Annotated in this window: 16 protein-coding genes; 4 read left to right on the plus strand and 12 right to left on the minus strand. The window is 44.8% G+C overall.

Going from position 1 to position 22,031, the window contains the following annotated elements:
* Positions 1-49: 49 nt before the first annotated feature.
* Together NM125_RS05460 and NM125_RS05465 are read right to left on the minus strand one after the other, a co-directional pair.
* Positions 50-478 (minus strand): SufE family protein, encoded by a 429-nt coding sequence (locus NM125_RS05460; protein WP_349294180.1) that lies wholly within the window; start codon positions 476-478, stop codon positions 50-52.
* Between the two features lie 87 nt (positions 479-565).
* Entirely contained in the window at positions 566-1,831 is a 1,266-nt protein-coding gene (locus tag NM125_RS05465; RefSeq protein WP_255133599.1) for a PAS domain-containing protein, read from the minus strand.
* A 126-nt stretch (positions 1,832-1,957) separates the two neighbouring features.
* Here NM125_RS05465 and NM125_RS05470 point away from each other — a divergent pair, with 126 nt between their 5' ends.
* Positions 1,958-2,764, plus strand: a complete 807-nt coding sequence (locus tag NM125_RS05470; protein WP_489886127.1) for a formylglycine-generating enzyme family protein — start codon at positions 1,958-1,960, stop codon at positions 2,762-2,764.
* 38 nt (positions 2,765-2,802) lie between these two features.
* Here NM125_RS05470 and NM125_RS05475 read toward each other — a convergent pair whose 3' ends face one another.
* Positions 2,803-3,966, minus strand: coding sequence for an acyl-CoA dehydrogenase (locus tag NM125_RS05475; protein WP_255133602.1), 1,164 nt, complete (start codon positions 3,964-3,966; stop codon positions 2,803-2,805).
* A 167-nt stretch (positions 3,967-4,133) separates the two neighbouring features.
* Between NM125_RS05475 and NM125_RS05480 the strand changes: the two genes are divergently transcribed.
* From NM125_RS05480 to meaB, 3 genes are all read left to right on the plus strand, one after another.
* Positions 4,134-5,540, plus strand: coding sequence for a methylmalonyl-CoA mutase subunit beta (locus NM125_RS05480; protein ID WP_255133604.1), 1,407 nt, complete (start codon positions 4,134-4,136; stop codon positions 5,538-5,540).
* Positions 5,540-7,678, plus strand: coding sequence for a methylmalonyl-CoA mutase (scpA, locus tag NM125_RS05485; RefSeq protein ID WP_255133606.1), 2,139 nt, complete (start codon positions 5,540-5,542; stop codon positions 7,676-7,678). The genes NM125_RS05480 and scpA overlap by 1 nt, the downstream gene beginning before the upstream one ends.
* A gap of 120 nt (positions 7,679-7,798) precedes the next feature.
* Positions 7,799-8,791 (plus strand): methylmalonyl Co-A mutase-associated GTPase MeaB, encoded by a 993-nt coding sequence (meaB, locus tag NM125_RS05490; RefSeq protein WP_255133608.1) that lies wholly within the window; start codon positions 7,799-7,801, stop codon positions 8,789-8,791.
* 94 nt (positions 8,792-8,885) lie between these two features.
* Here meaB and cdaA read toward each other — a convergent pair whose 3' ends face one another.
* From cdaA to NM125_RS05535, 9 genes are all read right to left on the minus strand, one after another.
* Positions 8,886-9,701: a diadenylate cyclase CdaA gene (gene cdaA, locus NM125_RS05495; protein WP_255133610.1), complete on the minus strand. Its 816-nt coding sequence runs from the start codon at positions 9,699-9,701 to the stop codon at positions 8,886-8,888.
* 15 nt (positions 9,702-9,716) lie between these two features.
* Positions 9,717-10,547 (minus strand): dihydropteroate synthase, encoded by an 831-nt coding sequence (gene folP, locus NM125_RS05500; RefSeq protein ID WP_255133612.1) that lies wholly within the window; start codon positions 10,545-10,547, stop codon positions 9,717-9,719.
* A gap of 59 nt (positions 10,548-10,606) precedes the next feature.
* A complete protein-coding gene (fdxA, locus tag NM125_RS05505) occupies positions 10,607-10,942 on the minus strand; it encodes a ferredoxin FdxA (RefSeq protein WP_255133614.1) in 336 nt (111 codons plus the stop codon).
* A 127-nt stretch (positions 10,943-11,069) separates the two neighbouring features.
* On the minus strand, positions 11,070-12,287 hold the full coding sequence (locus NM125_RS05510) for an alkaline phosphatase family protein (RefSeq protein ID WP_255133616.1): 1,218 nt from the start codon (positions 12,285-12,287) through the stop codon (positions 11,070-11,072).
* An 83-nt stretch (positions 12,288-12,370) separates the two neighbouring features.
* Complete coding sequence (locus tag NM125_RS05515) at positions 12,371-15,064, minus strand: TonB-dependent receptor (RefSeq protein WP_255133618.1); 2,694 nt, start codon at positions 15,062-15,064, stop codon at positions 12,371-12,373.
* Positions 15,065-15,181: 117 nt separating this feature from the next.
* Positions 15,182-16,477 carry an NHL repeat-containing protein gene (locus NM125_RS05520; RefSeq protein WP_255133620.1) on the minus strand — a complete coding sequence of 432 codons (1,296 nt, stop codon included), beginning with the start codon at positions 16,475-16,477 and terminating at the stop codon, positions 15,182-15,184.
* Entirely contained in the window at positions 16,474-17,478 is a 1,005-nt protein-coding gene (locus NM125_RS05525) for a PorV/PorQ family protein (RefSeq protein WP_255133622.1), read from the minus strand. Before NM125_RS05525 ends, NM125_RS05520 begins: the two co-directional genes overlap by 4 nt.
* Before the next feature lie 2 nt (positions 17,479-17,480).
* On the minus strand, positions 17,481-20,435 hold the full coding sequence (locus NM125_RS05530) for a TonB-dependent receptor (RefSeq protein WP_255133624.1): 2,955 nt from the start codon (positions 20,433-20,435) through the stop codon (positions 17,481-17,483).
* Between the two features lie 7 nt (positions 20,436-20,442).
* A complete protein-coding gene (locus tag NM125_RS05535; RefSeq protein ID WP_255133626.1) occupies positions 20,443-21,966 on the minus strand; it encodes a hypothetical protein in 1,524 nt (507 codons plus the stop codon).
* Between the last annotated feature and the right edge of the window lie 65 nt (positions 21,967-22,031).

Below are 22,031 nucleotides of genomic sequence, written 5' to 3' on the forward strand. Positions count from 1 at the left end.
CCCGTTAGAGGGGGAAATTAAATGATTTATTATGAGCCTTACAATTAGATTACGATAACGTTTTCTGAGATTTAAAGGCCATGGCATAAATCTTCATCTGTTTTACCATAGAAGCAAGTCCGTTTGCCCGCGTTGGCGAAAGGTGCTGAGCCATCCCGATTTTATCTATGAACTCGGGTTTTTTATTGATGATAACTTCCGGCTCCCGACCAGAATAGAAGCGAACCATCAGCGAAACAAGCCCTTTGGTGATCGCTGCATCACTGTCTGCCTTAAATATCACTTCCCCATCTTTCATTTCTGCGGTAAGCCAAACCTGACTCTGACAGCCTTTTACCAAGTTCTCTTCAACCCGGGCTTCCTCCGGCAGTGGATCCAGTTTGTCGCCCAGCTTAATGATATACTTATACCGCTCGGGCCAATCCTGCAGTAATTCAAACTCTTTGATAATTCGTTCTTCTGTCGCCTGAATATCCATTTTTATTTTCAATATACGGGTTAACCTGCTCTACATAAAGAAAAAGCCCGCACGCTGGCGGGCTTTCAATATCAATTTTTCTGAAACTTATTTTTCTACTTCCAGCTCTATCATTGCTACGCTTTTAACGCTTTCAACCGTTTCCTTGTCTTTACCAAAATCAGGCTTAAAAGATTGTATTACGGACACGTAGTTGTCATCGGAAGTTTTATACTTACAGCTGATGCTGGATGAAGTACCGTTAAATGCTTTCTCCAGAGCTTTTTCAGCTTCTTCCAGGTCGTCGGCGTGGATTACGTTCTCAATACCATCATCAAGAATAAGCTCAGGATTGAGGCCGGTGATATTTGTAAAGTTTTCCGATACAAACTTACAACCTGTTTTGCCGTCACTTCCTGCTACAAACCGGAGGGTGAATTCATCTTTCTTGCCGACAATATTCTCCAGGCTGCTTTTTTTCTTTTTAAGCGTTTCGATAATGCGATTTCTGAGTGAAATATTATCGAAGTGAACCCGAATAACGGTTTCATCATTACTTACAAAGTAATTGATAGTTCCTTCCAGCTTCACGGTTTCGCCATCTTTCTGGATAAACTCCCAGGGATATTCTTTGTCTTCAATCTGTTTGGCATCAAAGTCACCAAACAAGGATTTCATTTCATCCTGGTCCTCGTCCACAACAAGGTCCCAGATTTTCACAGTTTTGAGTTCATCGGCATCATAACCCAGTAAACTCTTAAAGGAATTATTGGATGAAATGATATTGCCCTGAACATCCAGGTCAATAAACGTTTTCTTAGACTCTTCTACCAGATTGTCAAAATCCAGGTTAGCATCAAATATCAGCTTGCTCGATTCTTTTCTATCGGTGATATCTCGCTGGTAAGAAACCCAGTGCGTAATTTCACCCTTGCTGTTTGTAAGTGGATGAATATCCCACTGGTTGATGAACTCGGAACCATCTTTCCGGTAATTCACGGTATGCCCAAAAAATGCCTGCCCTTCTATCAATCTTTCTTTTAGCCTGTCGAGCACATGGCGGTCAGTCTTTTCGCCCTGCAGAATTCTTGGTGTTTTGCCGAGCACTTCTTCTTTAGTGTAGCCGGTCATACGGGTAAAACCTTCATTTACATATACAATTTTTGGCCCCGGCTTTTCTAAATCTAAATCGGTGATGAGTATTGAATCGTAATCGTGTTTTATGGCTTGTTCAACCAGTGAAAGCTGTTTTTTTGTGTTCTGGTATCGCTGAAAAAGTTCTCCAAACAACTCTTCAAGTTTTGAGAATGATGCCTCATCCTTACAACACTTTTTAATTTGTTCTATCACTTCCGGGTCTAACTTCTGATCCATCTTACTACTTTAGGTTTTACATTTTTGACGTACTGATGCCTAATTTTACCACAATAAAACTCTTACTAAATCAACATCATTCCAATTATTTTAGAAATTTTTCCCTATTAATACTATCTTTTTAGTATGTGCAATTTCAAGCTATCGCTATACCTGTTATTAATAATCATATTAACCTGTAGCTGCTCTGTATTCAAAAAAACACCCACCATACCCAAGCCTGATATGGTTAAAGTTGAAGGCGGGACTTTTTTAATGGGAGATATCATCGACAGCACAAATACCGATGCCCTTCCAATTCATAAAGTAAGCCTGGATGACTACTACATCGGTAAGTATGAAGTTACATTTGCTCAATACGATGCCTTTGCCAGAGCAACAGATAGGGAACTTCCCCCGGATGAACATTACGGGCGTGGAGATCGCGCCGTTGTTCGTGTAGACTGGCATGATGCCCTCGCTTATTGTAATTATTTTGGCTGGCGGCTACCCACTGAAACCGAATGGGAATATGCGGCAAGAGCCGAGGGAAAAGCAACCCTTTTTGCGGGAACCAACAATCCGGATTCTTTATCGAACTATGCCATTACCGAACAAGATGACCTCTCATTTTCCTTCAGGGTAGGAACCAAAAAGCCAAACAAACTGGGCATTTATGATATGAGTGGAAATGTTTCGGAATGGATCGGCAAGTATTACCAATTCTATGAGCGCCCGGAAGAAATGCATGATCTTGAAAATAGTATGGTGCGAATAATCCGCGGCGGAAGTTTTAATTCCTGGGTGAATACCGCTAAGGTGTACTGGCGGGTAGGCGTTTTGAGTGATGCTCAATTTTATGAGGTGGGATTTCGGTGTGCCGTATCAAAAGATGAGCTCAATACGCAGCGGTTTTTGAATGGGTTTTTTCACTTCAAACCGGCAAAGCCTTAAAATAAAAAGGGGGCCGAAGCCCCCTTTTTCTCACTCACTCATCGAAGTAGCAACTTAGCTATGGTGCTGAGCTGCATGTTCGTTGTACCCTCGTAGATCTTACCGATCTTAGAATCACGGTAATATTTCTCTACGGGATATTCTTTCACATATCCATATCCCCCAAATAAGTCAACTGCTTGCGAACTCACACGTTCAGCAACTTCTGAGGAATAAAATTTTGCCATGGCGGCTTCTTTCAAAAAGTTCTGACCATTCATTTTCATTCGGGCTGCATTGTAAACCAATAAACGAGCGGTTTCAATATCTGTTGCCATACGGGCCAGCTGAAACTGAATACCCTGGAATTCAGAAATTGCCTTCCCGAACTGCTTACGTTCCTGCACGTAAGCCAGAGCCGCATCAAAAGCACCCTGGGCAATACCAATCATCTGGGCTCCGATACCAATTCGGCCTTCATTCAAGGTTTCGATGGCTACTTTGTATCCTTTTCCAACTTCACCCAGTACATTTTCTTTAGGTACACGGCAGTCTTCCAATAAAATCTCACAGGTGGAGCTCGCACGAATTCCCAGTTTATTCTCTTTCTTGGAAATTGAGAACCCTTCCATTCCGCGTTCAACTACAAATGCTGTAATTCCTTTATATCCGGCTTCGGGATTCACATTCGCCATCACCAAAAAGATGTCTGCCTCGTTGGCATTGGTGATCCACAACTTAGAACCGTTCAGCACAAAATCATCACCGTCTTCTTTCGCGGTGGTTTTAAGGGCAAAAGCATCGCTGCCCGATCCGGCTTCCGATAAACAGTAAGCACCTACTTTTTCGGTGGCTAAGAGAGGTAAATATTTTTCTTTGAGATAGTCGGAGGCGAAGTTTACAAAAGCGTTATTCACCAGGGTATTCTGAACATCCATAAAAACGCCTGCCGATGCATCAACACGAGATATCTGCTCGATAGCTACGACCGACATCATAAAGGTTCCGCCGCCTCCGCTGTAACGTTCAGGAATGTCAATTCCCATCAAGCCCATTTCAAAAAATTCTTTTACCAGATCGGGGTCGAGTTTGGCATTTTCATCCATTTCTTCGACCAGGGGTTTGATGGAAGCTTCAGCAAAATCAGCTGCCGCTTCTTTAAGCATTTGCTCATCTTCTGTGAGCTGTGTTAGAGGTGGAATTAGTTGCTCGGTTTGTTCCATCTATAAAACTGTGTGAGTAGGTTTTGAGTGAAAGTGAAGCAGAATATACAAATTGTAAGCGCTTTTTTACTAATTAAAACCGTATTTTTTGCATCCGGTTAGTAAAGAACTCTCGACCTCTTTATTTTCCTTATAATTACAAAACTTCAAAAACTTTTTAGTCACTCTTGGAAAATTCAGACTTCAAAAAAGCCCTTCATTTTGATGAGTTTCCGGCCATTTCTACCGAGAAATGGGAAGCCGTAATTGAGAAAGACCTTAAAGGAAAAGATTATAAAGATGTGCTTCGTTGGAAATCCGGCGAAGGGGTCAATCCTCTTCCATTTTACCGGGAAGAAAACGTACGTGATCTTTCTCTTTCACCTGAGGCCGTTGCAGCCCGCGGCTCTTGGAATGTTATGGAGCCCGTTGAAGGTTCTTCGATAGCGGAAGCAAATAAAGAAGCCCTGCATGCACTCGAGAATGGAGCTTCCGGATTATATTTCTGTCCGGCCAAAAACTACCTGCAATCCCGCAGCGATCTGGAGAACTTGTTAAAGGATATTCAAATCGAACTTATCGCACTGAGATTTGGCAGTGCAATTTCTTCTCCTGAGGTATCTGTTTGGCTAAAGGAAATATGTAATGAACGGAAACTCAATACAGAAGAATTATCGGCAGGCTTTAATTTCGACCCGATGGCGAATGGAGCTTTAACCGGAAAGCTGGCATCAAAAGCTGAGATTGAGAACACGGTTAATGCCTTTGATGAATCATTTTCATTTTGTGCCATCGATAGTTCAGTTTTTGCGAACGCTGGTGCGACTATTATTCAGCAGTTGGCCTTTTCTCTGGCAGCGGGTAATGAATATCTCGGGCTTGACTCAAAGCTGGCTGGCAACATGCATTTTAATTTTGCTACCGGCCCCAATTATTTCCTTGAGATCGCAAAGTTCAGAGCTTTTAAACGAACGTGGAGCCAGGTGTTAGGCGAATATGGAGTGGACAATAATCGATCCTCCATCCATGCTGAAACCAATTTTTGGAATAAATCCCAATCGGATGCCCACAACAATATGCTTCGCACCACAACCGAAGCCATGTCGGCAGCAATCGGGGGTTGCGATACCATCACGGTTCATCGCTATGATGAGCACTTTTCCGATGACTCCGGCTTTGCCTCCCGTATTGCCCGGAATATCCAGCTTATCCTTCAGGAAGAGGCTTACCTGGATAAAGTGGCCGATCCCGGTGCCGGCTCCTATTATATAGAAGTGCTTACCGATAGCATAGCCCAAAAAAGCTGGGAGTTATTCCAGGATATTGAAGCCAAAGGTGGCTTTTACGAGGCGCTTAAATCACGATACATACAAGAGTTGGTAGCTGCTTCACAAAAAGAGAAAATTGAAGCTTACCAACAAAAAGAGAAAGTTTTGGTAGGGGTGAATAAATATAAGCCCGACGAAAAGATTCAAAATTTAGAATTTAGAATTCAAAATTTTGCTGGCTTTGACCAAGATATGAATGAATGTATTACGATCGACAAAATATCGCTCTTGAATATTGAAGCTGAACTTAAAAACGGGGAAGGATAATGAAGAAGGATTTCTCCAACATAGATTTTAAAGCAAACGGTAATTTAGAGCATAAGTCCCCAAAGAAAGACGCATGGGAAACTCCTGAACAAATTCCGGTGAAGCCGCGGTTTTCTGTAGAGGATATCGAGAAGCTCGAGCATCTCAATTATGCAGCCGGAATTCCGCCTTATCTGCGCGGCCCTTATTCTACCATGTATGCTGTTCGTCCGTGGACCATCCGTCAGTACGCCGGGTTTTCAACCGCGGAAGAATCCAACGCTTTTTATCGCCGCAACCTGGAAGCCGGACAGAAAGGTTTGTCTGTGGCTTTTGACCTTGCCACCCACCGCGGGTATGACTCCGACCACCCCCGTGTTTCCGGTGATGTAGGAAAAGCCGGGGTAGCCATCGACTCGGTGGAGGACATGAAGATTCTTTTTGATCAGATTCCGCTTGATAAGATGTCGGTTTCAATGACCATGAACGGGGCTGTTATACCTGTGATGGCATTCTATATTGTAGCAGCTGAAGAACAAGGCGTGAAGCCCGAAAAACTTGCAGGAACCATTCAAAATGATATCCTGAAAGAGTTCATGGTTCGGAATACCTATATCTATCCGCCGGAACCGTCGATGAAAATTATCGGGGATATCTTTGAATATACTTCTAAAAATATGCCTCGCTTCAATTCCATTTCTATCAGTGGTTACCATATGCAGGAGGCGGGGGCTACCTGCGACATTGAGCTCGCTTATACCCTGGCCGATGGCCTTGAATACCTCCGAACCGGAATAGAAGCCGGAATGGATATTGATGATTTTGCCCCGAGAATCTCTTTTTTCTGGGCCATTGGCATGAACCACTTTATGGAGATTGCCAAGATGCGGGCAGCGCGTTTATTATGGGCTAAAATTGTAAAGTCCTTCAACCCGAAAAACCCTAAATCGCTGTCTCTGCGAACGCATTGCCAAACTTCAGGCTGGAGCCTGACCGAGCAGGATCCGTTTAATAACGTAGCGCGCACCACGGTTGAGGCCATGGCAGCGGCACTTGGGCATACACAGTCGCTTCATACAAACGCACTGGATGAAGCTATTGCCCTGCCTACTGATTTCTCTGCCCGTATTGCCCGAAACACCCAGCTCTTTCTACAGGAAGAAACCGGCATCACCAAAGCGGTGGATCCCTGGGCCGGCTCTTATTATGTGGAATACCTGACTGACAAAATTGCACGGCGGGCTTGGACGCTGATTGGTGAAGTTGAGGATTTAGGCGGAATGGCCAAAGCAATTGAAACGGGAATCCCTAAGATGCGGATTGAAGAAGCCGCTGCAAGGAAGCAAGCCCGCATCGATTCCGGCAAGGATACCATTGTAGGCGTCAATAAATTCCAGACCGATGAGAAATCGGAAATTGACGTACTGGAAGTGGATAACGTGAAAGTGCGCAAATCCCAGATTGAGCGCATCAACAAGATGAAGCAAGAGCGCGATGAAAAAGCTGTAGAAGCTGCGCTGAATAAACTGACCGAATGCGCGGAATCGGGTGACGGAAATTTATTAGCTTTAGCCGTTGACGCTGCCCGAGAACGAGCTACTCTTGGCGAAATTTCAGATGCCATGGAGAAAGCATTCGGGCGTTATAAGGCAACCATTAAATCTATTTCCGGCGTGTACTCCTCAGAACTCAAAAATAACGATCAGTTTAAAGCAGCACTGAACCTGGCGGATAAATTTGCTGAAATGGATGGCCGGCGTCCGCGAATCATGGTCGCTAAAATGGGGCAGGACGGACACGATCGCGGGGCGAAAGTTATTTCAACCAGCTTTGCTGATTTAGGATTTGATGTGGATATCGGGCCTCTTTTCCAGACACCGAAAGAAGCCGCCCGACAAGCCGTGGAAAATGACGTTCACATCCTTGGGGTTTCCAGCCTGGCAGGAGGACATAAAACATTGGTTCCACAGGTCATCGAAGAACTCAACAAGCAAGGGCGCGAAGATATCATTGTTATAGCCGGCGGTGTGATTCCCCAGCAGGATTATGATTTCCTTTATGATGCCGGAGTTACGGCCGTATTCGGTCCCGGAACGGTTATCCCAAAAGCCGCCAAACAAATTCTGGAAGTGCTGATTGAGAATTATTCATCCTCATGAAATTAACTGCAATTTTTTTGTTTAGACCTTCACCCCTAATAACTTTTCCAAAGTTGTTAGGCGACTTTTTCCAGCTAATTCCCCTCTATAACTTTGGAAAAGTTAGGGGAGGGTGGTGTTTTGAGTAGACAACTTCCACCCGCTGCTGAATTTATTGAAGGTATTTTAGACGGCGACCGAATGTTGCTCAGCCGTGCTATTACTTTAATTGAAAGCACCAAACAGGAACATCAGGAACTGGCGCAGGAAATCATCGAAGGATGTCTTCCACATTCCGGAGATTCTGTTCGAATTGGTATCACCGGTGTTCCCGGGGTTGGGAAAAGCACCTTTATTGAATCTTTTGGCAATTATGTAATTGATGAACAGGAACGGAACTTAGCCGTTCTTGCTGTTGATCCCTCCAGCTCCAAAACGCGGGGCAGTATCCTTGGCGATAAAACACGCATGGAGACGCTATCAAATCACCCGAATGCCTACATCCGCCCCACCCCCACTTCCGGCTCCCTGGGGGGCGTAGCGAGAAGCACACGGGAAACCATCACCCTTTGTGAGGCGGCAGGCTTTGACACCATCCTAATTGAAACCGTAGGTGTGGGACAGTCAGAAACGGCTGTTCATTCTATGGTTGATTTCTTTTTATTGTTGATGCTTGCCGGTGCCGGAGACGAACTTCAGGGTATCAAACGGGGTATCATGGAAATGGCCGACTCCATCGTTATCAACAAAGCCGACTCTGGTAATGAAGATGCCGCCAAAAGAGCCTTGGCTGAATATAAAAACGCCCTGCACCTCTTCCCGCCTACTGAATCCGGCTGGATTCCCAAAGTAACAACCTGTTCTGCATTTCATAACAAAGGCATTCCCGAGGTTTGGGAAATTGTGGATGAGTATGTGCGCCACACCAAAGCTAAAGGATACTTTGAGCAGCAGCGGAAAGAACAAGCCAACTACTGGCTAAATGAAAGCATCCATCAGGAACTGCACCAGGCATTTTATGGAGATGCTGATCTCAAATCAAAACTGGAAGCCTACCGACAGCAGGTCCAGGAAGGAAAAATATCTTCCTACAAAGCCGCCAAAGATTTGATGAAAGAGTTTTTGGAAAGATAGTTAGTTCGTGATTCGTGTAATCGTTATTCGGTTACTATCCCCATTCACAATCAACGATTAACGGCTAACGATTACCATTTCCCGAATAACGAAATCAACTAAGCTTCATGTCGGCCTGGGCAGAACTGAAGGCAACGTCTTCATCAAACTTCTGGCTGCCGAAGGTTTCTTCCATTTCAGCTCGCAATTTCTGAATGGTAAGTCCACTGGTAAGTGCTCCGTTGCGGGCAATGGAAATTCGGCCTGTTTCTTCCGATACCACAATTACGAATACATTATTCGACTCACTTATCCCTACTGCAGCGCGGTGTCGTGTACCGAATGATGAAGAGATGTTCGGGTTTTGGGAAATAGGCAAATAACAGCTTGCCGCTACAATCCTGTTTCCCCGTATGACAACAGCCCCGTCATGAAGCGGGGTTTCCTTTTGGAATATGGTTGTGAGGAGTTCACTTCGGATTTCAGAGTCGATATTTACACCGGCATCTACTAAATCTTGCAGCGAAGAAGTCCGGGCAAATACAATAAGTGCCCCGGTTTTATTTTTCGACATTTCCTTCACGGCGTCGATAATTTCATCGATGGTACGATCGGAATTGGATGTGGAGAAAAAGCGATCCAGACTGGTATTGGTTCCCAGCCGGTACAGCAGCTTCCGGATTTCAGGCTGAAAAAGAATGATGAGCGCGATAATACCGACGTCCAGAATCTGGCTCAGAATGGAATTGATAGTGGTAAAGCCCAAAAGCCCAATCACCACATTAATAATCACCACAAACAAAATTCCCAGAGCCGCCTGAATAGCAAACGTACCCTTCACCCACCGGTACAGATATACCAGTACGAGCGCAATAATGAGCGTCTCGGCAAAATCTTTTAAGCCGAATTCAAGGAAACCAATGGGAAACAAGGCCGCCGGATTTGGTTATTGTTGGGATTGAACTGCGTTGAATATACGAATTGAATCGGAAGCTTCCTTCACATCATGCACACGTAGTATATTTGCTCCTTTTATGAGTGCGTGGTAGTGCAGGGCAACGGTCCCGGTTATGCGATCGTCTGTAGGCCGGTCGTCTAATATTTTACCGATCATGGACTTGCGTGAAGCTCCGACTAATACAGGGAAACCAAATTTTTTGAATTTGTCAAGGTGGGCGATCAATTTAAGGTTGTGCTCCAGCGTTTTTCCGAAGCCGATTCCCGGATCTAAAATAAGATGATGGACTCCCCTCTTTTTTGCTTCTGCAGCTTGCTGCTCGAAAAATGCCATCACATCTTCAACCACATCGTTGTAGGCCGGGTTTTTCTGCATCGTCTTGGGATCACCCTGCGAGTGCATTAAAACATATGCGGCATTATGTTCAGCACAAAGGTCGGCAAGGCGGGGATCTTTTTGCAGCCCGCTTACATCGTTGACAATTTTAGCACCTGCCTGAAGTGCTTTTTTAGCTACCTCATACTTAGTGGTATCGATTGAAAATATGGCATCGCTGAAAACCGGGATGGCTTTTTCAAGTAGTGGAATAACCCGGTCTATCTCTTCACTTTCGGAAACGGGCTCGGCTCCCGGCCGGGTTGATTCCCCTCCAACATCTATAATCTGCGCCCCGTTTTTAAGCATAAGGTGAATGCGGTCCATGGCCCGGCTGTGGTTCAGATACTTACCTCCATCACTGAAAGAGTCGGGCGTAGCATTGATGATCCCCATTATTTTAGGGGATGAAGATGCGCTTAAAATGAAGGTATCGTCAGGCAATAAAGAGTGATTCTTGGGAATCGTTAGAGGCTGGGTGACTCAGGGAAAACTCCGGTTACTTACCAGGTTTCTACAAGCTGATCAAGCTTATCTTCTTTGGTGGCCCAATCGTCAGCATCGGGCAGTGCATCCTGAGTTTCATTGATGATGCGATCTTCCCAGGCTTCGGATAGTCTTTCATTCAGGTCGATGTAATCTTCCCATTTTTCAGGTACTTCATCATCGGGGTAAATAGCTTCTACCGGACATTCAGATACGCATGCATCACAATCAATACATTCCATCGGGTCGATAACCAGGAAGTTTGGGCCTTCGCGGAAAGCATCAACCGGACATACGGCTGCGCAGTTAGTGTATTTACATTGAATGCATGGTTCAGTAACAACGTATGGCATATTTTTAAAACTCTGTTAGGTTGTGAAAGACTGAGTATTTCAGCAAGGGAATATCCCCTCACTTTTAGACAGATGCAATCTTAATAAAGCCCTTGAACCTGTTTTTTTGGTGAAAAAGTTTCCAATTTCACTTTAAAAGTACCGATACACTGTCCAGGCTTCCATCGTTTTGTGCCGGAGTGATCTCCAAAAGATGCGCCATCAAAGAGTACAGGTGCACGTTCTTAAAAGGCTTTGCTGTATATCCTTTTCTAAAATCAGGGCCATTGGCTACAAACAGAGCGTGCATTTCTTTTGCCTGATTGTCAAAGCCATGGTTTCCTCCTGATGGATAATTCTCACGTTCCTCAAAAAACTCCCTGGTTGTGATGGTATAGCCAACATCGGCAACCAGCAAGAGTTCCGGTACCCTGCGGTGATTCTTCAGGTGATAGCGTTCAGGGATATCTTCCTTTTTATACACTTTAAAATGCTCTTCATTGGCTTTTAATGCCAAATATACTTCGTTCAATTTTCCTGCCTTTGCATTCGCCATCATGGCAGGACTGTAAGAAATAACCTCCAGATTATCCGGGTTTATCATCTCATTAAGTATCACTACCCGATCACGGGAAATCTCTGCCATGCCGTGGTCCGATACAATCATCAGGTTCGTTTTGCCGGACAGTTCTTTTTGGTTTATAGATTCCACCAGATAACCCACTAAATTATCCGCCCGCTCAATAGCTTCAACCACTTCCGGGGAATTGGGCCCGAAACGATGACCACGAGCATCCACAAAACTGAAATAGAGCGTGGCAAAATCGACTTCCTTCTCATTGCCGTAAGAGAGCCATTTTACAACCGTGTCGATACGGGCCGAATCCGGCATGCTTTCATTATATCGTTTCCAGTGGGTGGGGCGCATATCCTGTATGGGAGTTTCTGAACCTACCCAGAACATGGTTCCTGATTTTTTGCCTGCTTTTTCAACCGTATTCCAGATCGGCTCTCCCTCGTACCAATCGGGGTTTTCTACCGCATCCCGGTTCGAAATAGTAAATCGAGCATCCATCTCAGGATCGTACATATTGTTGGCAATAAAGCCGTTGTTCTCCGGATGCAGACCAGTAGCCATTGCATAATAATTCGGAAATGTTTTTGACGGAAAAATCGGAATCAGGCCTTCACTAAGTACACCGGTTTCCACCAGTTTATCAAAATTTGGGGTATCGGTTTTAGAAAGGTAGTCATGCCGAAAGCCGTCGAAGGAAACAAGCAGGACTTTTGTATCCCTTGATTTCTCTTCTTCGATGCACCCCATTAAGGACATCGATATCAGTGCGCAAACAAGTATTTTTTTCATGATGATGTACAATAAAAAAGCAGCCTGTCAAAAGACAGGCTGCTTTCAAAATTTAACGTAAAATTGATGATACGTTTGTGTTGTTAGAAGTTGATTCTAACTCCAAAGTTGTATCGTCGGGGTAGCCCAAAGAATACTTCCGCGTCATCAGCATCGTGATCACCGTCATATCCGTTGAATCTACTGTTATCCGTAGCATCCTGAATGTAGGTGTTGTCAAACAGATTGAACAGATTCAGGAATAATGAACTCCCTTCAAATACACCCGGAAGAGCGTAATTCAAGTGAGCATTGAACACCGTGTAGTTTGGCACTTGCCATGTCTGTGCACGATCACTTGGGTCGTCTCTGTCAAGCGGATCAAAATCTGACCAGTGACGCATGAAAGTAGTTCCTACCAGAGTAATATCCAGATTCTGCATTGGCTCTACGGTAAGTGTGTAAGCAAACTGTGTTTGCGGTGCGTTACCTACTTTCAGTCCTTCCACAAAAAGGCTTACGGTATCCTGTACAGAAGGGTTATTCTGATCAGGGGTGTAAAGCGCAGTTACATCATTCTTGTACTCCCACAAGTTGTGAGAAGCAGCCACATCAAGTCGGGCCCATTCAGCCAGTTTAGCTGATGTTTCAAGCTCAACCCCGGTGTGCATTTGATCCAGACCGGTGATGTTGATCAAGCCTTCGGTTCCATCCTGAAAGTTGATTCCCCTTGTGAAAGAACGGTCGCGACGATCGGTCAGGTAGTAGTTCAGGTTAAAGCCAAATCGTCCGCTTGGGTCTCTGTAACGAGTACCTGCTTCGTAGAAGTAGAACTTCTCGTTTTCAGGATCTTCGTTGATCGCACCGGTTCCGTCGTTAATAACGTTGTCAAAAATCGGCACTTTAGAGATCGCGCCAACATTCAGGTAAAGGTCCAGATCATCATTCAACCCATAAAGAACGCCTGCTTTCGCCTGGTATCCAACAAGATTATCACTTTCACGCTCTGTTTCCTGCAATCCGGCTTTGTTAGGATCATCCAGGAAGTAGTTTAAGTGAGAATATTTAACAGTTGAGATCCCAACCGTAGCATAGGTACTGAATTTATCTTTGGAGTACTCTCCCTGCAGGTATCCGCCTAACCAGTCTACCGTGTTGTCAAAGTTGTAAGCAACTTTATCGCCCAGTCGTGTTTCACGGTTCGGGTCCAGATCGTTGGAGTTGTCGATGTAATAACGGCCGCCGAGAAGGTCGCGCACTTCACGATAGTGCTCAATTTCAGCTGTTCTCCAGTCTAAACCGGCCTGTAGTTCAAGCTCATCGCTAGCCTGGTAAGTAAGTTTCAAAATGTCACCTATAGTCCACTGGTTGTTTCGGCTGTTTCTAATAATACCATTTGCAACAGCATCTCCACTTCCATCCAGGTTGGCCAGGTTATCAGCGATAGTCGCATTCCAGTCAACAATTCGCTGAGCGTGGCTGTAATCATACTCGATATCTCCAAGCGTTCCTGTTCCTCCACCTTTACCACCGGAGTAGTACAATACATTAGTTAGTGTAAGCTTATCAGTCAGCTCACTATACCAGTTTAAGTTAACCTGTGGCTTATGAAAGAAGTTTTCTCGCTCATTCAGGAAGTTTTTAGAATATCGACTTTGGATGCTTGGGTTTATCCAACCGTCTCCTACATACTGATTTCCATCGTAGCTGTTGGATACTCCGGAAACATTAGAGTTAAACAAACGTCCTTTTTCCCAAAATACATCAGCAGCAGCAGGATCATAACTATCCAGACCCAGCGCATAACTTCGGTCGTAGGTTGCAATATTTTGAGCGTACAGGTTTTGGCCGTGACGCTGAGGGGCTCCCAGCGCAAACAGGTCGAGCCTGTTATCGTCATTAACTTGGTAAGAGGCAGCTAAGTGATAAGCCCATGAGTCGGTCCATGTTCCGTCAACAATACCTTCGCCTTCTTTTCTCACACCTACAGCACTGATGGCGAACTTGTCGTTGATCAGGCCGGAGTTCAGCATCAGGGTAGTTTTGTTGAAGGCTCCACTACCGTTCTCAAACTTCACCATACCGCCGGCTTCGTTGTTGCTTGGGTCAGTAATAATGTTCAGGGTACCACCCACAGATGGCACTGCAAGGTTTACATTAGAAATACCGCGCTGAACCTGAATGGATCGGGCAGCATCACCTACGCCATCCCAGTTAGACCAGTACACCCAGCCATTTTCCATATCATTTACAGGAACACCGTTAATCATTACAGCCACATTTCTCTGGCTGAATCCACGAACGTTAATACGGGCATCACCTGCACCGCCACCTGAGTTGGTTGAGTAAACCGAAGGTGTAACGTTTAACACTTCAGGAAGGTCACGAGAACCCAACTGAACTCTGATTTCTTCCTGACTTACATCAGAGAAAGCAACCGGAGTGGTTTGGTCGGAACGAGATGCAAAAACTTCAAGTGAAGTCAAAGACTCACTGGTAAGTTCCATCTCAAAATCGAGGGTAAGGGTTCCTTCACCTACGGTTATTTCTTCCATCAGGGTTACATACCCGATATTAGAAACGCGCAGGTTGTAGGTACCCGGATCAACATCGTCAATCTCATATTCACCGTTAAGATCGGTGGCAGCACCTTGGGTGGTTCCCATCACTAATATGTTGGCACCAATAATGGGTTCGCCGGTGCTGGCGTCCGTAACTTTACCCGTAATAGTTGATTGCGCAAGGGCAGAACCTGACACAATCAGACTTAAAAAAACTATAGATAAGTAGCGTAACATTTGTCCGTTTTATTTGAGGTTTTCAGTAGAACCCAAAAATAAAAACTATAAGATTAAGATAATGTTACGATCAGGTTTTATTATAACTTAACAGCTTGGCTGAACGGGGATTAAGCCCTATTCAAAATCAGTAGTAAGCTTATATCGTGCGATGCGATTGTTGCCTTTGTCGGCTACATATACTACCTGGTTGAAGTAAGCTACTCCGCTCGGGGAATCAAATTCCTTTGGCCCTGAACCGAGCTCACCAAATGACACCAATACTTGTTTGGTTTGATTTTCAGCACCGGGAGGTGGAGGCACTCCTTCCTGACCATTCGACTGAAACTGATACAGTTTATGCTGGGCAGCATCTACCACAAATATGTAGCTGTCATCATCACCGCCGAATGCCACATCGGTTGGCTGCTGAAATTTATCCGGCTCATATAGAAAGCCATCGGCTTGGGTAGTATCCTGGGCAAGCAGCTGTGAATTTTGCTGAAATACAAGTCCGTCGGGAGTTTCAACAGCATTAATCCATAAAACTCTGAAGGAGATATCCCTGGTTTGATCGGCCTGGGTAATCAGGAAGCTCCGATCTTCTGTAAAAGTATCGCGTTGTGGAGGGGCCACAAAGGTAGCCACTGAACTTAAACCTATTCCACTTCTCAAGGATGGCGTAACAGGGTTCAGCGTCCGGATTTGGCGAATGTTTTCCATCTTTCCGGTCAGCTCACCATTTTCAGAAATTCTTCTGAATTCAAGCACGGTATTGTCAGGTGCTGCTACCTGATTTGTTTCATTAAAAGGACCTCTTCGAGTGATGTATATGGAGTTATCAGCCATGGCTGAAACCCCGGTAACTTCAACGCGTTCGTAATTGATATTTGAACCGCGGTTGAGGCGGGCATTTTGGGCCGCAGAGGTACTCAAACTGGCATCATCAAATGGGAAAATAAGAGTGTCCACAAAGGTGAGAGGTCCAGTCCCGTTCATGTTCTTAATTTTGTAAACCGCCGGCAGATTCCAGGTTATGTTGGGATCAACCGATTCAATTACAGTATCGATGCGGGCAGATACATAAATATTTAGCAACCGATCTTGCGTAACGGCATTGGCTCCGTCCAGCTCAATGGTGATTCTTGGATTCAGGTCGGCCCGGTCCAGCAGGTGAACACCCTGCGCATCCGTTACATATACAAAACGATCAAAGCCAACGAATACATCGGTTGGAGCATCAAATTCACCCCAGAAAGGAAGTACCGGAGCATACCCTTCTACGGTTTCCAATGTTGGATCAATGCTCCCCTCTTCGAAAATTTCATCTGTAGTGTCGTTATCCTTGGCTCCAAAAATGTTGTCACATCCATACAGAAAACCTGCTGTCAGGATTAATGAACCAATAAAAATTCTGTTTACTGCTTGTTTCATAGCGCTACACTTAAACCAATTCTGTGAATTCCACCTAAACGCTCAAACACGGTGTATCCGTAATCTGCTTTTAATACTTTTTCCATAAATGGGACCTGAACGCCGGCCCCGAAGCTTGGCCAAACTCTTTCTTCAACACCGAATTCGTATCCGCTTCTCACAAAAAACTGGCCGATAAAACCATACTCAACACCCACATTTAACTGCTCAGAGTTGTCACTTGGATTAGTGATTTGAGCCGTTACCAGAAGCTCGTGATTTTCATTTTCGATGACATTATAAGCTGCCGCGATATTGAACCTTGTAGGCAGTGATAAATCGCTGGTTGGCTCTTGCTCCACCATACCATCGAGGGTTTCATATTCAGCTGTGCCTGAAGGAGCAGCTTCGAAACCAAAGTTATTCAGGCTCACCCCAAACCGAAGGCCGGTATCGCCCACATAGTATAGAAAACCAAAGTCGATGGCTCCTGTTTGATAGGTAATGTCAATATAATTTTCGGACAGGTATCTCAGAGTAATTCCATAACTAAAAAGATCCGTAATCTGATGCGAACCGGTCAGCCCCGCGGAAATGTGATGGGTACTAAAGGTTCGGCCAGTTCCCAGGGGTTCAAATTCGGTAGTCTCATTAATTTCCCCGGAATTCAGGTATTGGATACTGCCACCAATGGCAAAACGTCCGAGTTTGTGAATATAGCTCAAATACTCAAGGTTGATATCGGCAACATATTGGGTGTGATTCAGCATCACATTGGAACTGCCGAGTACCGATGCATTGGCCGGATTCCAATACAGGCTTGATCCATCAATGGCATCGGCCATATTTGAATTACCCATTGCCGCACTTCTGGCATCTATGGAAATCTTGGCAAACTGAAAGCCTTCCGTCCCTGCCCGGTCATCACCATAGCTGGTTTGGGCATAGGCACTTTGGCTGTAAAGCAACCCTCCGATAAGAAACAACAAACAACTTTTTATCAATGCTTTAATGAATTTCATAATTAAAAGTTTATAGATACTCCAAATACGATGTGTCTCTGTTCCAGATAATTCGCCGGATTTTCATAAGCCGGCAGGTTATTGTCGGTAGGATCCAGATAACGCGGGTCTCTTACACTATTAGGTACATCGTAACTTCTGTTATCTCTCAGAGCAATTAAAGAAGACTGATCGGAAGGGTAATTCTTGTATCCTTTGCCGGTTACCGGGTTAATAATTACTGAGCTTTGATTATTTAAAATGTTTGTGATTTCGAGGAAAGCAGCGATCCGGGTGTCGTTCACCTCAAACCACTTTCTAATGTTGAAATCCATGTAAAACCAGGCCGGACCTACTTCACTGTATCGTTGAGCAGGGTCGTCCAATCGCTCGTATATAGGACGCCAGTCTCGAACACCGGTTACCGGGTTTCTTTCAAAGCCTACAAATTCATAGGGTGTATAACGCTGACCACTTCTCCACACGGCAGACAAAAACATCTGAAACTGATTCAGTGGATTTAAATCAAACAGGGGTTCATCCCGGTCGTAAGTAAAACGGATATTTCCTTTTATATCGAACGGGCGATCCCAGGCCAGCGGGGTCTCAATATTATTACCCACATTCTGTCGGGCATTGATTGCGTTCAGGTTATCATCGTTGGTTGAGCTCAAACCTTCGGCACGGGAATAGGTGAATGAAACCTGCCCCTGCAGCAAGTCCTTATACCGTTTGATGTAACTTACTTCAACCCCACGGGAACGAGCATAGTCACCGTTAATTCGGAATGCCTTGGTAGTCGGTCGGCCATCAATATCCGGTACGGTGATTAACTCAGAAGTCACAAAATCATATTTATCTCTCCAAAAGGCCGATACATTTAAGGCATCATTTGCTGTAATCTGATTCCGAAGACCGATTTCATACGAGATATCAATTTCACGGTCTAAGTTCGGGTTTCCAAGGTTGGGAAGATCTGACTGATCCTGGTAAAAGGGATCGAGGCCGGCGTACACAAACCTTGGGTGAGGGATACGTGCCGAATGACCATAATTGAAGAACAACACCTGGTTTTCTCTCACCGGGAAAGAAACGTTTACCTTTGGCAGGAAAATGAACTTATACCGATTGCCGAAAATCTCTGTGGTCTCATCAAGATAGTCCTGTGCAATAAATTCGGGGATGGTGGAATAGGTGTTTGGATCCAACGCTTCCTTCACCCTTTCATCTACATATGAGCCGGGAGACCAATATTCAAAACGCCCGCCGATGTTTGCAATCAGTCCGTTGTAACGGATTTTATCGGTTATAAAAAAGGCACCTCTCGTCGGCTTAACCCTCCAGGCATCAAAGCTTTCACCTACACGGAATGTTTCTGAAACCGTGTTTTCATCAATCCGGATAGGGGCACCAATCCATGGGCGTGTGATGTCAATCCACTGGTAGTCATTGAATTTCATTTCAAAGCCAAACACCAGCTGATTATTACGCTCATTGAAATACTTGGTGAGGCTTGACTTCAGCGTCAGTTCTTCTGCAAAGTGATCGTGCCACAGTGTTGCGATACCACCGTTATTGATATAACCCGGACCGGCAAGCACATAGGTGAAGTCGTCTGTTCCCTGAAACTCTTCTCCCGGGTAGGTGTTGATACTGCCCGGATCAAATTCCCCATCCACATTTTCAGGTCTCCAGTTTCTACCATTGGCATCTGCCCTTAAGCGGGTAAACAACCGACTTGCCTGCACTTCGTAAAAAGCGGTTTGAGAAATGGTATGTGTCCACTTCAGGTAGGAAAGGTTGCTGTCGTGAGTGTAGGTGTTTGCGTTGTCGAGAAAGCCGTTTGAGAAAGCAAACTGGAAGCCGGGCTGAATCTGGGTATCAGCGCCGGTAATCTGAAGCATCCGCGTATTCTGGTTGATGGTCAACGATCGCTGGTAAGCGCCCTGCAAGCGCATCCCCGGCTTGATGTTGTAGGTCAGTTTCATCATCCCGTTCCACCGGTTGCCTTGTCTGGGCGACCAAAAATCATTGTCAACAATGGATGAACGGATCTGGTCTGCGGATAATTTGGTATAACCATCGGCTGTGGCGAACTGCCCGGTGGCGAAGAAATACACATCACCCGGGATATTGAGGCCTGCCAGCGGTAATAATTTTTGTGTGATAGGTTCCGGCCCGCCGATGCTTAATTCATAAACGTCTTCAAAAAAGTTAGACTCGTGAGACATTACATTGGAACCGAAATTATCCCGTTTGTGAGAAAAGCTGCCTTCGTAGCGGTCGCCGCCATCACGGGTTTGAACCGATACCACACCCGAAGTTACGTCACCATATTCAGCACCTACCCCACCGGTTATCACTTCCACATTACTAAATGAGTTGGAACCCAAGTCTAATCCAAATCCGGTTCCTGCCAGCGGATCTTGAGCAGAAACACCATCAACTACATAGCCGGTTTCGTAAGCCCGCCCGCCTTTGATGTATAGTCCGGTTGGATCCTTAACCACTCCGGATTGCAGGGCAACCGCATCCTCTACTTTCTGGATGGGAGCGGCTTCAATATCCGATCGGGAAATGGTGGATGAAGTAGAGGATTTTTCCACATCAAAAATAGGAGCTTCACCTACAACAATTACTTCTTCTTCGGCACTTAAAACTTGCTCACGCAGTGCATAGTTTAATTCTGTGGTTTCGCCAGCCTCAACCTGAATACCGGTAAGCAAAACGGTCTCAAAACCCACATAGGTGATTTCGATGTTATATTGACCGGGACGGATATTTCGTATCACGTATTCACCGTCAAGGTTGGTAGCCGAACCAAAAGAAGTACCAACAATTCGGACATTTACCCCAATAAGCAGTTCTTCAGTTTCATCAGCCGTTATGGTTCCGGAAATAGATCCTGTGTTTTGAGCCCACACCGAAGCCGTTCCCAAAAGCGTAAACAGTAATAAAATCAGATTAAATCTTTTCATAATAACCTCAGTTGCTGAAACCCAGTCTTTGGATACAGATATATTCAATAAAATCGGCCAAATTATTGTTGCCATTTAACAACGTTAGATCCATACCAAAATAGATTACGTTGCCCTCAGGATTTTCAATACCTACCCCTTCGAACTCAGTATAATCCTCAATTCTTCCGGTCAACGTTGTTGTTTGAAAATCAGTCTGGTATAGCAGGGTAGCTCCGGGTATTGGTTTTAGTGGAAAGATACTCGTTTGAGTTCTTTCCGTAAGAAGTGACGGCCCACCGGTCAGGCTGGGAACCTCTGTATTGTTATTGATGATAAAATTTGTACTTCTTGAACTGGCAGAACTATAATCTCCGATGGAATCTACGGGTATGAAATTAAATACATCATCATCCTGTCCAATCTCTTTCATTGGGATAGTCACAAACATGTTTCCACCCTGCTCGAAAAACTCTGTTGTAATTTCTAACGCGTGTACAATATTTCTATCTATATCATTAGATACCCAATATATATGATCCCATTTGGCCAGTGTTTTTCTAAGCGTAGGATCCACTACTGTAGGAAATTGTTCGGATAACTCAATAGTACCTAAAGATGGAGTTCCTGTGTTTATCAACCATTGATCCGGATCAATCCCAAAGCTATTCAAGTATGAAAGGTGTTCAGCTTGTTTTTCCAAGTAATCACCGGAGCCAATGTCATTCAGGAAAAGAACTTTAGATCGCTGAGGTTTTACATACCAGCTTACACTGTCTAACTCACTTACAGCACCCGCCGCATCAATAGATCGAACATAAGCTGTATTATTTGAGCCGACCTCAACTCCCGTTATTTGAATTGGGTCCCCTGATTCATCGACAGCCCGGCTGTATGACCGGCCAAGAAATACGTCTGCTGTTTTTGCCCCTTCCGTACTATTATCAACTTCCAATGAAATAAAAATGCGCCCTTCATTATCAGGTGACACCGGAATTTCAGTCCACCCATTAATGGTATCGTTTATCGCGATTTCAGTGCTGCGTATATTTAAGAGTCCGTCCGGGTCATTAAATCTCCACCCAAAACTACTGATGGAGAAGAGTGTATCCGGAGGAGTTTCCGTTTCTGAAAAAGCCACTGTTGGATTCGAATTCACAATAGGATATACCAATCGTGCTCCTACTGGATCTTTTGCACCTTCATTATCAACTGCTCTAACTTTAAAAAGCACGTCATCTACACTTTGCCCCTCTGTAATGGGCAGTATAAATGTACTATCAGAACGCTCAGTAAAAGTCCAGGCTCCTTCACTTGTATCGTTAATTGCATACTCATAGCCCACAACATACCCATCCGGGTCATTACCCCACCAGGAAATGTTAATCTGGCTGGATAACCTGAAGTCATCTCCCCTGTTTATCCTCTCAACCGTCAGGTTTGTTGAAGGGGGTTGATTTTCCGAAGCGGTGCCTGATAAACCGGCATCACACCCTGAAATAAGGATGGCCAAAGACAGCACTGCTAAAATTAGTATGGAAGACTTGTACATCTGAACTATTTGGTTTAAAAAAATAGGAATGAGGAATATTCCATCCTCATTCCAGGGAAATCCTA

The organism is Gracilimonas sediminicola (assembly GCF_024320785.1).
In the GTDB taxonomy this organism is placed as follows: Bacteria; Bacteroidota; Rhodothermia; order Balneolales; family Balneolaceae; genus Gracilimonas; species Gracilimonas sediminicola.

Excerpts from the sequence above, each read along its gene's own strand:
- NM125_RS05460 (WP_349294180.1), bottom strand. The coding sequence starts at position 478 with ATGGATATTCAGGCGACAGAAGAACGAATTATCAAAGAGTTTGAATTA.
- NM125_RS05465 (WP_255133599.1), bottom strand. The coding sequence starts at position 1,831 with ATGGATCAGAAGTTAGACCCGGAAGTGATAGAACAAATTAAAAAGTGT.
- NM125_RS05470 (WP_489886127.1), top strand. The coding sequence starts at position 1,958 with ATGTGCAATTTCAAGCTATCGCTATACCTGTTATTAATAATCATATTA.
- NM125_RS05475 (WP_255133602.1), bottom strand. The coding sequence starts at position 3,966 with ATGGAACAAACCGAGCAACTAATTCCACCTCTAACACAGCTCACAGAA.
- scpA (WP_255133606.1), top strand. The coding sequence starts at position 5,540 with ATGAAGAAGGATTTCTCCAACATAGATTTTAAAGCAAACGGTAATTTA.
- fdxA (WP_255133614.1), bottom strand. The coding sequence starts at position 10,942 with ATGCCATACGTTGTTACTGAACCATGCATTCAATGTAAATACACTAAC.
- NM125_RS05510 (WP_255133616.1), bottom strand. The coding sequence starts at position 12,287 with ATGAAAAAAATACTTGTTTGCGCACTGATATCGATGTCCTTAATGGGG.
- NM125_RS05515 (WP_255133618.1), bottom strand. The coding sequence starts at position 15,064 with ATGTTACGCTACTTATCTATAGTTTTTTTAAGTCTGATTGTGTCAGGT.
- NM125_RS05520 (WP_255133620.1), bottom strand. The coding sequence starts at position 16,477 with ATGAAACAAGCAGTAAACAGAATTTTTATTGGTTCATTAATCCTGACA.
- NM125_RS05525 (WP_255133622.1), bottom strand. The coding sequence starts at position 17,478 with ATGAAATTCATTAAAGCATTGATAAAAAGTTGTTTGTTGTTTCTTATC.
- NM125_RS05530 (WP_255133624.1), bottom strand. The coding sequence starts at position 20,435 with ATGAAAAGATTTAATCTGATTTTATTACTGTTTACGCTTTTGGGAACG.
- NM125_RS05535 (WP_255133626.1), bottom strand. The coding sequence starts at position 21,966 with ATGTACAAGTCTTCCATACTAATTTTAGCAGTGCTGTCTTTGGCCATC.